We start from the raw sequence: 12,934 nt of genomic DNA, 5'->3' as shown, positions 1-12,934 counted from the left end.
GCAATCCTTCTGATAACGGAGAAACGCATGACCACGCGCGCAGGATGGATCTCTCGCCTCACGGTGTCGACGGTGTGCTCGCTCGCCGCGCTCGGCGCGAGCGCCCAGCAGACCATCAAGATCGGCGAGATCAACAGCTACAAGGCGCAGCCCGCCTTTCTCGGGCCTTACAAGAACGGCTGGAACCTGGCGCTCGAACAGGTCAACGCCGCCGGCGGCGTGCTCGGCAAGCAGCTCGAAGTGGTGTCGCGCGACGACAACGGCAACCCCGGCGACACGATCCGCGTCGCGCAGGAACTGATCGCGCGCGAGCAGGTGCAGTTGCTGTTCGGCGGCTTCCTGTCGAACACCGGCCTTGCGCTGACCGACTTCGCGAAGCAGAAGAAGATCTTCTTCCTCGCCGCCGAGCCGCTGACCGACAAGATCGTCTGGGCCGATGGCAACAAATACACGTACCGTTTGCGTCCTTCCACGTACATGCAGGTGGCGATGCTGGTGCCGGAAGCGGCAAAGCTGAAGAAGAAGCGCTGGGCGCTGGTGTATCCGAACTACGAGTACGGGCAATCCGCGGTGGCGACCTTCAAGAAGCTGCTGACGGCGGCGCAGCCGGACGTGCAGTTCGTCGTCGAACAGGCGACGCCGCTCGGCAACGTCGACGCGGGCGCCGTGACCCAGGCGATCGCCGATGCGAAGCCCGATGCGATCTTCAACGTGCTGTTCGGCGCGGACCTCGGCAAGTTCGTGCGCGAAGGCAATACGCGCGGGCTCTTCAAGGATCGCAGCGTGGTGTCGCTCTTGACCGGCGAGCCGGATTATCTCGATCCGCTGGGCGCGGAAGCCCCGACTGGCTGGATCGTGACCGGCTACCCGTGGTATTCGATCGATGCGGCGGCGAACCGGAAATTCGTCGATGCGTATCAGGCGAAGTATCACGACTATCCGCGCCTCGGCTCGGTGGTCGGCTACTCGGCGCTGATGTCGATCGCGGACGGCATCAAAAAGGCCGGCTCGGTGGATGCGGACAAGCTCGCGGCCGCCTTCAAGGGCCTCAATGTCGAGACGCCGTTCGGCCCGATCACGTACCGCGCGCAGGACAATCAGTCGACCATGGGCGCGTATGTCGGCGTGACCGGGTTGAAGGACGGCAAGGGGGTGATGACGTCGTACCGGTATATCGACGGTGCGAGCGTTCAGCCGTCGGATGCCGAAGTCAGGAAGCTGCGGCCCGCTGACTGAACGTGTTACGTAAGCGGCACGTTCCACGGGTTATCGAACGTGTCTCGTGCCGCCAGCGCTGCGAAAAACACACTAGCCACTGAGGACGCGAACAATCCGCGCACGGCTACTCTTCCGCGTCGTGCTCGATGACAAAGCGCCTCAGATAAGCGAGCACCGCGGCTTCGACCGCGCGATGATCGGCGGTGCTCTTCGAGCCCGCATTCTCCTCATCGCCGAACAGGGTGGATGGCGCGTTGTGCACATCCACCTCCTGGCCCTCGCGAAACACGCGAATCTCGTGAACGTCTTCCGCGTATTCGGCGATCCAGTGCACGCCTTCGATATGCGCACCCGCGCGAACGGTAGGTATCTTCATGGACGTCTCCCGTCGGGCCGGACCACGGCGCCGACCCTTGCTGACACCATACGCCGTCCCGCTGGCGGGCGCGAGTCCCGTCGGGCGGTTTTGCCGGAGGGCTCGCGGCGATTCGACTGCTCGCGCGAATTGACATCGACCATTGGACAACCCTCCGCCATGACCCGCGAGGCGAGCAGGAGCGCGAACCCGCCCCGTGGAAGACGCTTCGCAACGAAGCTCACACGCGCCGGAACGCTCCGGCATAACTGTTGCTGCATCACATAGGCCACAGTCAAACTGGAGAACCGTCATGCCCGAACAGAAAACCCTCAAGCGCGCCGCAGCCGACAAGCGTGCCGGCAAGTCAGCGAGTACTCAGGCAGGAGAGTTCGTCAAGGAACAGGTCGACAAGGTGCGTGCCGGCAAGCACGGCGTCAGGTCGGCGAAGCAGGCGATTGCGATCGGCCTGTCGGAAGCGCGCCGCGCGGGCGTCGCCGTGAAGTCCCCGAAGAAGGGCACGACGAGCGAAGCGACGCGCAAGAAAGCCGGGAAGGACAGCGCCGCCGGACAGCACAAGAGCACTGCGCGAAAGAGCGCGAGCACGGAGTCGGCGGCGAAGCGTTCGCGAGCTTCGACCAATGCGCTGAAGCGTGAGAGCACCGCCGGGGCGTCGCCCGCGGCGATGTCGAAGCAGGCGAAGTCGGCGGCGGCCAGGCGCCCGGCGGCCAGCCGTTCGGCGGCGGCGAAGAAGGCCGCCGCGACGAAGGGTGCAGCGGGTCGCTCCGCGGCTGCAAAAAAGGCGGCGCAGACGCGGGCGTCGCGCGCGCATCACTGATGCCTGCCGGCAAGGGTGCGCCGCGTGCGTGCCCTCCGGCAAACCCGCGTGCCGTAGTTCCCAAAACAAAAGCGGCGCATGCAAACACATGCGCCGCTTTCATTCTTACCTTGCCGGGCTGCTGTTACTGAACGGTATCCAGCACGTCGCCCACGGTCTTGAAGATGTGCGCGATCTGCTCTTCGTTGATGATGAGCGGCGGCGAGAACGCGAGGATGTCGCCCGTGAAGCGCACCAGCACGCCCGCCTCGAAGCATTTGACGAACGCTTCATAAGCCCGCGCGCCCGGCGCGCCGTCGCGCGATTCGAGCTCGATGCCCGCGATCATGCCGAGGTTGCGCACGTCCTTCACGTGCTTCGCGCCGCGCAGCGAATGGGCTGCGGCTTCGAACGTCGGGGCCAAGGAGGCCGCGCGCTCGAACAGGCCTTCGCGGCGATACAGATCGAGCGTCGCCACTGCGGCGGCGGCCGCCGCCGGGTGCGCCGAATACGTGTAGCCGTGGAACAGCTCGATCGCGCCTTGCGCGCCGCTGTTGACGATCGTGTCGTGGATCGTGCGGCTGGCCGCGACCGCGCCCATCGGAATCGCCGCGTTGTTGATCGCCTTGGCCATCGTGATCAGGTCCGGCGTTACGCCGAAGTATTCGCTCGCGGTCGCCTTGCCGACGCGGCCGAAACCGGTGATCACTTCGTCGAAAATCAGCAGGATGCCGTGCTTCGTGCAGATTTCGCGCAGCTTCTGCAGATAGCCTTGCGGCGGAATCAGCACGCCCGTTGAGCCGGCCACCGGTTCGACGATCACCGCGGCGATCGTCGACGCGTCGTGCAGCGTGACGATGCGCTCGAGTTCATCGGCCAGATGGGCGCCCCAGGCGGGTTGCCCCTTCGAGAACGCGTTGTGTTCGAGGTTGTGCGTGTGCGGCAGATGATCGACCGCCGGCAGCAGCGCGCCGGAGAAGGTCTTGCGATTCGGCGCGATGCCGCCGACCGAGATGCCGCCGAAGCCCACGCCGTGATAGCCGCGCTCGCGGCCGATCAGCCGGGTGCGCTGCCCTTCGCCGCGCGAGCGGTGGTACGCGAGCGCGATCTTCAGCGCGGTGTCGACCGATTCGGAACCCGAGTTCGTGAAGAAGATCCGGTCGAGGCCGGCCGGCATCAGCTCGGCGACTTTGGTGGCCGCTTCGAAGGCGAGCGGGTGTCCCATCTGGAAGGTCGGCGCGAAGTCGAGCGTCGAGAGTTGCTGGGTGATCGCGGCGACGATCTCGTCGCGGCCGTGGCCGGCGTTCACGCACCACAGACCCGCGCAGCCGTCGAGTATCTCGCGCCCGTCCGTGCTGCGGTAGTACATGCCCTTGGCCGATTCGAGCAGGCGCGGCGCGGCCTTGAACTGACGGTTGGCGGTGAAGGGCATCCAGAAAGACGACAGATCATCGATGACGGGGCGCGAAGTCATGGGTATCTCCTCGAAGTGGCGTCCCCTTGGGGACTTCCGTTAGGTAGCGAAACTGTAGCGTTCGCGGTTTAATGGCGGCATAAACAGTTGACGCAGTGTGGTGCTAACTGTGCTGGTGGATTGGCGTCAACTGTGTCGATGGATACGATTCACCGCCTGGTGCTGACCGGCGCCGATTCGTGTCGCGTTCCTGGCCGCTCGCCGCCGACTTCTTTTTTCGCCCGGATTTCGCCGTGACCATGATCGAACTGGAACTTGAGCGCGACCGCCGCGCCGCTCCCACGCTCGTCGAGCAGGTGGTGCAAGGCTTTGCGCGCGCCATCGAGGCGCAGACGCTGCGCGCGGGCGCGTTGCTGCCATCGGTGCGGCAACTCGCGCACAGCCATGAACTGAGCACCTTTACCGTGACCGAGGCATATAACCGGCTGGTGTCGATGGGCCTCGTGGTCGCGCGGCGCGGCTCCGGCTACCGCGTGGCCGCGCGCGCTCCATCTCCGCGCGCCGCCGTCACCGAGTGGCAGCCGCCCAGCCTCACCGCGACCTGGCTGCTGTCCGACGTGTTCGCCGACCATTCGGTGCCGATCAAGGCGGGCGGCGGCTGGCTGCCGAACGAGTGGATCAACGAGACCGGCTTGCAGCACGCACTGCGCGCGACGAGCCGGGTGCCGGCCGCGCGCCTGGGCGACTATGGGCATCCGTACGGGTTTGCGCCGCTGCGCGAGCGGATCGCCGAGCAGCTCGACCGGCGCGGCCTGCCCGTCGACGTCTCCAATGTCCTGCTCACGCAGGGCGCGACTCAGGGACTGGATCTGATCGTGCGCACGCTGCTGCGCGCGGGCGATGTCGTGATCGTCGAAGACCCCGGCTACTGCAATCTGCTGCAGATTCTCAAGCTGGCCGGACTGGTCGTGCATGGCGTGCCGCGTACGCCGGCGGGCGTCGATACGGACGTGCTCGAAGCGCTCGTCGCGCAGCACAAGCCGAAGGCGATCTTCGTCAACACCACGCTGCAGAACCCGACCGGCGCGACCTTCGGCATGTCGGCGGCGTTCCGCTTGCTGCAGATCGCCGAGCGTCAGCGCATGTGGGTGATCGAGGACGACGTGAGCCGCGAACTCGCGCCGCCCGGCGCGCCGCTGTTCGCCGCGATGGAAGGCTTGCAGCGCGTGCTGTACGTCGGCGGATTTTCGAAGACCGTGACACCGGGGCTGCGTTGCGGCTTCGTGGTCGCCGAGCAGGCGGTGTTGCGCGAACTGGCGCGCACGAAAATGGCGGTGGGCTTGACGTCGTCGGAGGCGATCGAGCGGATCGTCGACAAGGTGTTGCTCGAAGGGCGCTACGCGCGCCATGTCGACGAGGTCAACGAGCGGCTCAAGCTCGCGCACGCGACCGTTGAAGAACGGCTCGATGCGCTCGGCCTCGAAGTGTTTCACCGGCCGCGCGCCGGGCTCTTTCTGTGGGCGCGTTTGCCGATCGAGGCCGAGCGGGCCGGCGAAGTGGCGACCGCCGCGCTCACGCACGGCATCTGGCTCGCGCCGGGCTCCTACTTCCGCGCCGACGACGCGCCGAGCGCCTGGTTCCGTTTCAACGCCCCGTACTCGACCGACGACGCGCTGTGGCGGTTCATCGAGCGAGTGGGGCAGGGAGCGCTCTAGGCTTGCCGGTTCAGGCGGCGAGGCCGAGCAGCCGCAGCGCGATCGGATACAGCGAGAACACGAGCAGCAGCGCCATCGCCACATTGAAGATGCGCAAGCGCTTGGGGTCCGACAACACCTGGCGCATCGCGGTGCCGAAGCCGGCCCACAGGCAGATGCACGGAAAGCCGATCACGTAGAAGATCACCGCCATCGCGACGGCGTTCATGCTGTAGCTCTCGCTGAGGTGGATGGTCGTGGCGGCGGTCAGCACCATCATCCATGCCTTCGGGTTGACCCACTGGAACGCGATGGCTTCATGAAAGCGCATGGGCCGGCGCTCGCCTTTTTTCACCTTCAATTCGCCCGAGGTGCCGATTTTCCACGCGAGATACAGCAGATAAGCCACGCTCGCGACTTCGAGCACCGTGTAGAGCACGGGGAAATGCACGAAGGCTTCGCCGAGACCGATACCGACCGACAGCATCAACAGCACGACCCCGAGGCTGATGCCGGACAGATGCGGCAGCGTGCGGCGAAAGCCGAAGTTCACGCCCGAGGCGAGCAGCATGGTGTTGTTCGGACCCGGCGTGATGGTGGTGACAAGCGCGAACAGAATGCCGGCGGGCAGCGCGCTGAGAGTGAGGTAAGACATGACGGCTCCGTGTCGGCGGGAAGACGGTGGAGTCCATTCTAGCGAGGGTGACCGGTACAGTACCGGTACGGTTCGGGGGATGGTGGCCGGTACGGGTTGGGTGGTAGGGATTCAGCCGTTCCAACTGCTGTTGACTCGACAAGCTATCAGCGCAGATCGGCGCGAAGATCGCGCACGCCTCTTCCGAGGCGTTGACGCAAGAGTGTCCGCAAGGTCGCGCCGTCGACGTAACCCACCTCGGCTGCGATGGCGTCGATGCCCAGGCCGCTGCCATGCAGGAGCGACTGCGCATGCTCGACACGCAGATCCTGAAAGTAGGCAAGCGGCGATTTGCCGAGCACGTCCTGGCAGCGCCGCTGCAGCGTGCGTGCGCTCATGGCCAGTGCGCTGGCGGCTTCCTGCAGCGAGAACCCCGCCTTGAGATGGTCTCGCGCCCACAGTTCGAAGCGCTGAATCAGCGGATCTGCCTGAGCCAGATGGTTGGGGATGATGTAGGGCGCTTGCGACGAGCGGATATCGGCGAGCAGGTAGCGTGAGACGAGAGCTGCCACTTCAGGGCTCGCCCGGCGTATCAGCCAGAGCGCGAGATCGAGATGTCCCATCGCCGCACCAGCCGTGACACCCACGTCGGTCGGCACGAGCATCCGAGACTCGTCGAGCAAAACATTGGGGTAGCGCTGCCGGAACAATGGGCCGAGCCACCAGGTCGTGGTCGCTTCCCGATGATCGAGGAGGCCCGTTTCCGCCACTAGGAACGTCCCGATGCAGGACGCGGCTAGCAGAGCGCCTTGTGCATGCCACTCCAGCAGTTGCGCCTTGGCCTGAATCACATCGGGCCGTCCGAGAGCGGGGACCAGCTGCTCCGGCGTTCCGGTATTGAGCGCCGGAATGATCACCCAGTCCGGCTTCAGGTCTGCCGTGACGGCTTGCACGGGGATCGCCAGTCCTTGTCCGGAGCGGACCTTCTTGCGCACGCCTACGATCGACACATCGAAACGCGGGCTTCCGCCCATTTGCACGGCCGAGAATTTATTCGCAAGCGAGAACGCGTCGAGCATGACGGTGAGGCCCGTGTCGAATAGTCCCTGCAACGCGAGTATGGAGATGCGCATGGCGTAAACGACCCTAAAGTTGTCATTTACGACGATACAGCTTTTTCCGCCCGAAGACTACAGTGATCCCCGTTGCATGCCGCAACGAAGATTGTCAAAGGAGATCACTCATGAAGGTTTTTGCCATCGCATCCGCGCAACCGGCTCTCACACCCGACAAGCTCCAGCAGCACATGCCAAACGAGGTCCCGGCCACACTCAAGCTTTATCTCGACGGCAAGGTCGAGCAGTTCTGGTTTCGTGAGAAGGCCGGGCCGATCTTTCTGATGAACGTCGAGTCGGTCGAACAGGCCAGGGCGACGCTGAACGCGCTGCCGCTGGTCGCTGACGGTCTCATGACCTATGAACTGATGCCGGTCGGCCCGCTTGTCCCACTCGGCCGGCTGATCCAGGACCGGTGAACTCATACGCCATTGGCGCCGGTCTGGATCCGGACGTATAGATCCTGAGCATCGGCGCGCCGCAGGGATGGGTATGGCGGCGGGTTTGTCGAAAGACATGGCGATCCGTCCGAGGCGTTCGATTCACTGAAGAGTGGTTCGATCAGGTCGCGCGGAAGATGGATCGCCGTTTGGGTGACACGCTCAACTTGAATTGCGAGCGAACCGCTCTCAGCCGGGAACCCGACCGTGCCCGGCGTGAGGGAGGCTCAGCGGAAGAGTCTTTATAGGTAGCTGCAGATGTAGTCGAGCGTTTCGATCACTTCGATATCGAAACGGCTCTTGCCGGGCACGTGGAACGACTCGCCCGCGCCGTAGGTTGTCCACACATCGCTGCCTTCGAGGCGGATGCGGCATTGGCCCGCCTGCACTTCCATGAGTTCCGGCGCGTCGGTGCCGAAGTTGAGCGAGCCGGGCAGGATGACGCCAAGCGTCTTGCGCGTGCCGTCGGCAAAAAGGACAGTGTGCGAGACACACTTGCCTTCGAAGTAAACGTTGGCGCGTTTGATAACGGAAACCTGCTCGAATTGCGTTGCGGCCGTCATGACGGTCTTCCTCCGGATCATCGTGAATGGATAACTTGGCGCCTGCTGCCGCTCTTGCGGCGCGCGCGAGCCCGCCATCATACAGGCGGCCGGCGGCTGTCGTTAAGCATGAGGTCGTCCGTTTCGTCAGCACAGCTCGGAGGCGTGACCCCGGCGATTACCGAACGCGGCACCAACGGCCAGACTCCGGGCACACGGTGGCCTGTTCGCGGTCCACCTGGACTTGTTCCGCATCGGGTTGTGACGAGGTCGAAGGGCAAACGTCGAAGGCAATCCTGAGCGCCTGCGCAACGTGGGCATCTTCGATGGGAAGCTCCCAGGTCAGGAATATCTGGATGCAATCCTGGTCCGGCGCGAAGTCGGTCGCATCGAAAGCATTGCTGCCGCGCCGAATCACGCCGTGGGGCTGGCAAGTATCGAAGATCACAACCGTCCCGCGGCGCAGAGGAATGCGATGGCCGGTAGAGGGAAAATGCACGTCCAGCCCCTTGTCCTCGCTCAGGAAGAGATTGCAAAAGGCCGCGCCGCCATATTGGTTGCCGTCATGGTGATACCTCGCGCCGCGGCAGGCCATGAGGGCTACGTCACTGGAGGCGAGCACCGCAGGCATGCCAAGCGCACGCGTCCAATCGGACACTGCCTGCACGCAGCGCGTGTAGTCCGGCCAACGCGCCCGTGCTCTTGCCAAAGGCAATGGCTCGACGTCTCCGGGCTCCAGTATTACGTGCGACGATATCTCCCTGTCCCAATCCGCAAGCAGGCGACGAGGGGGCTCGGGCACGTCGACCCTGCCTGATAGCACGAGGTCGCTCACGCGTCGACTGCGGATGGCGTCGCCGCTCCAGAAAAAGGAGGTCAGCAGGTCTGGCATTCGGCGCTGTTGAAGGGGGGAACTCATCTGGATCATTGTAAAGCGTTCGAAGGTTCGCCTAGCCGTGGAGCGGCCTGCAAGCGTCACTCGCTCAACGTGTCGAACGTACTGGCCTTGCTCACTCCGGCGCGGCACGCGGAGTGCTACATCAAGAGCGGCATCCTGGTACCCGGTACGATATCGCTCGTCATCTTCGCCGCTATGCACATTGGAGTAGCCAAGCGCGAATGACTGACTACACTGTGTAGATGCAAGCGAAGCTGGAGCCGGTCTGTTCAGGCATGGTCGGTCTGGGCATAACGCTCAGTAGTGAGACGTTCCAATTCCTTCATTGGAGGCATGCTCATGACGTGCCTGAACGAAAGGGTTGTTTGCGTTGTCTTTTTTGTGCAGAGCGGGCTGGCGTTCGCGGGCGGCGCTGCCATCGACTCGCCCGGAACAATGACGGTTGCGAACATCGCAATTCTGCCCGTGGAGGTTGTTCCGCCCATTCCGGCGCCGGGAAGCTATTTGCAGCGCTATGAAATGGAACACTCGTCGAATCAGGGTGTGCCGTTCTATACGCAGATCGAGAACTTCTACAGCGTACAGTTGAAGCATGACTTCCGGTTCGGCGCCGCGAACACCACGCCAACGCCCGGCGCGGCGACGCAACCGGCATCGAATGTTCTTCGTCTGAGCCCGTCGACGGCGCCGCAGCTCTCGATTGTCCAGTCGGCGAACGCGACCTTGACGCTCGGTGCAGGACCGCAGCGAAGGCTGTCGTTGACTGTCGACGACTGGGTCTTTTCCGCCACCGCGCGTATCGCCGTTCTCCATTCGCACAGTACGGGTGCAACGCTTTTTGTCCGACACGGCTTTTGATTCAGGCTATGCGGATTAACTCGATGACGTCCGGTCGTCAACGTCGGGTCGAGCGAAATCCTGCCGTGTCAGGCATTGCCTGGGCCGCCATCTACGCGAATGTCAGTTGTACTGTTGACTGCCATGCAGACGTCGCCCTGCCGAGCGGCAACTGACGGTGGCCCCGGCCCATTTGCTCCGGGCCGGGTCCGCTCACGATGCGCCGTGAGCCTACCTTGCAGGTCTGGATGCCGTTGCCGGCGCCGCATCCACTACTGGCCGTTGCCGTACAGATCGAGCAGCATCAATGTCACGCCATTGGTCCAGCCGAAGCCGTCCTGCAACGGGTATTCGCCGCCACCGCCGCCACCTTCTCCCGCCCCTTCGACGACATACTTCTCGACGAGTTTCTGCTGCGTCTTGTAGACGTTTTCGACATCCGAGAGAAAGCGCATGCCGATCGGCTTTGCAAGATCGGCACGTCCATAGCGTTTGAGCCCCTGGATCGCGATCCAGTGCAACGGCGCCCAGCCGTTCGGCGCATCCCATTGCTGCGTGGTGGCGTAAGTCGACGTCGTGAGACCGCCCTCCTTGAGCAGCACGCTCTGCACGGTCTGCGCGGTTTTCCATGCTCGGTCGGGCCAGGCGACGCCCGCCATCAACGGATAAAGCATCGCGGGCGTCTGATTGTCGCGAGCCTTGCCGAGCTGCCAGTCATAGTCGCCGTAGTAGCCTTTGTTGTTCCACAGGTAGTGGTTGATGCCCTCCGCGCGGCGCGCCGCGTAGCCGATGAACTTCGCGACGCAGCCGAAATCGCGGCTGATCGTGCAGCCGCGCGCGATCGTCGTCTCGAGATGGAAAAGCAGACTGTTCAGATCGACCGGAATGATCGACGTGGTGCGCACGGTCGACAGGTTCTGGTTGTCGCCAAACCAGCGCGAACTGAAATCCCAGCCGCTTTCGGCGGTCGCGCGCAGATCGCGGTAGACCTCGTTTGCCGGGCGCCCGCTGGCCTGCGCCGCGGTCTGGACGTCTTCGATGTACGACTCGTCGCGCGGCGTGTCCAGCTCGTCCCAGTAGCGGTTCAGCACGGTGCCGTCACGCAGCACGACGACATTGCGCGTCGCACTGCCGCGCGCGGTGCTGGTTGCATCTTGCATCCAGTAAGCGTGCTCCTTGTGCAGCTGGGGCAAATACTTCTGATAGACCTTGTTGCCTTCCTTCTGCGCAGCGAGTTCGACCATGTACGAGTAGAACGGTGGTTGCGACCGGCTCAGGTAGTACGTGCGATTGCCGTTCGGAATATGGCCGAAAGTGTCGATCATGTACGCGAAGTTGTCGAGCATGTTGTCGACGAGATCTTCGCGTCCCGACTCCTGCAGCCCGAGCATAGTGAAATAAGTATCCCAGTAGTAGCCTTCGCGAAAGCGGCCCCCCGGCACGACGTAGGGGTTGGGCAGCGGGATCAGCGAACTGTTGTCGGGCGCGGTCGTTGTGGTGCGCGTAAGACCGGACCATAGCCAGTCGATGTGCTCGCGCAGGCTCTGGTTAGGTGGCGGTGTGATGCTCTGGTCGGCTGGGGGCGTGAAATACTGGTTCACGAATGCCAGCAGCGAAAAGCCCGGCTGGTTCTTCTGTGTTTCGTAGAGCTGCACGATGGTCGCGGGGCTCATCTTCGGCGTGGAGTCTACGAAAGTCTTCTGGTCGCTGAAAATCTGCGCGGTCTGCACGGCGACGAACAGATCGCCGTATAGGATGTCCGGTGCGGGCGGCAACGCCGCGCCGACCTGGGTGTCGGCGAGACCGCTCGCTGACGCGAACACGAGAGTTGCAATGCACGCGGTGCGGATCGCAGTGAGTGAGCGCTGTCGCGTGATGCATTTTCGACTGCGAGACAGATGCCAAGCGAGCCGCGATGCGGATGCCTGAAACGACGGTTCGACGAATTGCGCGTCGCTCGCTGACACTGCGCTGGTACGAGACTGTGACTGGATGCTCATGTCGCCTCCTGGGTGTATGGGCGTTTCACTGGTCTCGTCGCGCGACCTCATCCGATGCCGTCTCCTTGCGGCACTGCCGGATCACAAGCATCGAAAGCATCGCACGCGTTGGAAGATAGAATCAACTGCGGCGCAGCATATGCAACACGCATAGAAAGTGTGCGCAGTGAAAAAGGCCGTCATGCGTAGCAGGCAATGGATTTTGAATCGCGACGATCGCGAACATAATCATTGCTTTAACGACGCCGATCTGTTCCGGTCGGCCGTGCCGGATTGAAATACACCGCGTGTACATACGCGTCATCGCTGCATTGGGCCACACGCCTGGCATGTTCTGGCTGGAACGCTATGCTGGCAATGACATCGCCGCACTCAATTGTGCTATTCGGTTGCGAGTGAGCAATAGAGGTCCGGGATGCAGAGTGCAACTGCTGGGGATGGTGTGGGCGGCCCTGTACCCGATGGAGCGAGCGATGGAACAAAGAGAGGAAAACGGTGTGTTTCCCGCAAAACGGACCACTTGCCTGGAGTCGTCGAGTTCGGATTCGGAATCGGCGTCGGCGGGAGCCCCGATACAGCATTGGCTACCGGAGGTCGCTATTGCCGCGAACGCGCAGCAGGCCAAGACAGTTTGGGCACGGTTTGGGTGTCTCATGTCGCGGTTCCTTGTTCGGTATCAGGTTCGCGACAAGCAAGCCTGGAACATCGCCGATCGCGAAGCCCCCATCATTCGTTCTAACGCCGGTCCGCCGAGACACTGTGCACTGATGCCTGAGCGGACGGTAGCATGAAATGGTCACGAACGTGACGCGAAATTGACTTATACGAGTAGCGGCTATTCGCTTCTCACTCTCAATTGGAACGTACGCTTGAAAAGATTGCTTTGCAGGGACTTTCGCGGTGCCTGCGCCGACAGCAACTGTCAATTGTGAGAGCGACGATTTCGTCGCCGTTGCAAGATGAATTGACA

At 63.2% G+C, this 12,934-nt stretch carries 12 protein-coding genes; 5 read left to right on the top strand and 7 right to left on the bottom strand.

The features are described 5' to 3' along the window. The first annotated feature begins 27 nt into the window (after positions 1-27). The gene (locus tag FVF58_RS16870) at positions 28-1,236 is read left to right on the top strand and encodes an ABC transporter substrate-binding protein (protein ID WP_149671012.1); all 1,209 of its coding nucleotides are present in this window, start codon (positions 28-30) and stop codon (positions 1,234-1,236) included. Positions 1,237-1,342: 106 nt separating this feature from the next. Here FVF58_RS16870 and FVF58_RS16865 read toward each other — a convergent pair whose 3' ends face one another. Further along, on the bottom strand, positions 1,343-1,594 hold the full coding sequence (locus FVF58_RS16865; RefSeq protein WP_063499960.1) for a hypothetical protein: 252 nt from the start codon (positions 1,592-1,594) through the stop codon (positions 1,343-1,345). 292 nt (positions 1,595-1,886) lie between these two features. On the opposite strand from FVF58_RS16865, the gene FVF58_RS16860 reads away from it, so the two are divergent. After that, a complete protein-coding gene (locus tag FVF58_RS16860; RefSeq protein WP_149671011.1) occupies positions 1,887-2,411 on the top strand; it encodes a DUF6496 domain-containing protein in 525 nt (174 codons plus the stop codon). 124 nt (positions 2,412-2,535) lie between these two features. Here the strand turns inward: FVF58_RS16860 and aptA are convergent, their stop codons facing one another. Then, entirely contained in the window at positions 2,536-3,864 is a 1,329-nt protein-coding gene (aptA, locus tag FVF58_RS16855) for an omega-aminotransferase AptA (RefSeq protein WP_149671010.1), read from the bottom strand. A gap of 239 nt (positions 3,865-4,103) precedes the next feature. Here aptA and FVF58_RS16850 point away from each other — a divergent pair, with 239 nt between their 5' ends. Continuing rightward, positions 4,104-5,519 (top strand): aminotransferase-like domain-containing protein, encoded by a 1,416-nt coding sequence (locus FVF58_RS16850; RefSeq protein WP_149671162.1) that lies wholly within the window; start codon positions 4,104-4,106, stop codon positions 5,517-5,519. A gap of 10 nt (positions 5,520-5,529) precedes the next feature. Here FVF58_RS16850 and FVF58_RS16845 read toward each other — a convergent pair whose 3' ends face one another. Then, positions 5,530-6,153, bottom strand: a complete 624-nt coding sequence (locus tag FVF58_RS16845; RefSeq protein WP_149671009.1) for a LysE family translocator — start codon at positions 6,151-6,153, stop codon at positions 5,530-5,532. 146 nt (positions 6,154-6,299) lie between these two features. Next, positions 6,300-7,265, bottom strand: coding sequence for a GlxA family transcriptional regulator (locus FVF58_RS16840; RefSeq protein WP_149671008.1), 966 nt, complete (start codon positions 7,263-7,265; stop codon positions 6,300-6,302). A 110-nt stretch (positions 7,266-7,375) separates the two neighbouring features. Between FVF58_RS16840 and FVF58_RS16835 the strand changes: the two genes are divergently transcribed. Further along, on the top strand, positions 7,376-7,666 hold the full coding sequence (locus FVF58_RS16835; protein WP_149671007.1) for a hypothetical protein: 291 nt from the start codon (positions 7,376-7,378) through the stop codon (positions 7,664-7,666). Positions 7,667-7,929: 263 nt separating this feature from the next. On the opposite strand, the gene ppnP is transcribed toward FVF58_RS16835, so the two are convergent. Both ppnP and FVF58_RS16825 read right to left on the bottom strand, forming a co-directional pair. Next, entirely contained in the window at positions 7,930-8,250 is a 321-nt protein-coding gene (ppnP, locus tag FVF58_RS16830; RefSeq protein WP_149671006.1) for a pyrimidine/purine nucleoside phosphorylase, read from the bottom strand. 157 nt (positions 8,251-8,407) lie between these two features. Continuing rightward, positions 8,408-9,121: a hypothetical protein gene (locus tag FVF58_RS16825; protein ID WP_246217088.1), complete on the bottom strand. Its 714-nt coding sequence runs from the start codon at positions 9,119-9,121 to the stop codon at positions 8,408-8,410. Positions 9,122-9,466: 345 nt separating this feature from the next. On the opposite strand from FVF58_RS16825, the gene FVF58_RS16820 reads away from it, so the two are divergent. Next, on the top strand, positions 9,467-9,985 hold the full coding sequence (locus tag FVF58_RS16820; RefSeq protein ID WP_149671004.1) for a hypothetical protein: 519 nt from the start codon (positions 9,467-9,469) through the stop codon (positions 9,983-9,985). Positions 9,986-10,236: 251 nt separating this feature from the next. Here FVF58_RS16820 and treA read toward each other — a convergent pair whose 3' ends face one another. Beyond that, positions 10,237-11,964, bottom strand: coding sequence for an alpha,alpha-trehalase TreA (gene treA / locus FVF58_RS16815; RefSeq protein WP_149671003.1), 1,728 nt, complete (start codon positions 11,962-11,964; stop codon positions 10,237-10,239). Positions 11,965-12,934 lie beyond the last annotated feature (970 nt).

Source organism: Paraburkholderia panacisoli (assembly GCF_008369935.1).
GTDB lineage: Bacteria > Pseudomonadota > Gammaproteobacteria > Burkholderiales > Burkholderiaceae > Paraburkholderia > Paraburkholderia panacisoli.
Note: the sequence above shows the minus strand (reverse complement) of the source record. Positions and strands in the feature narration are given on the sequence as shown.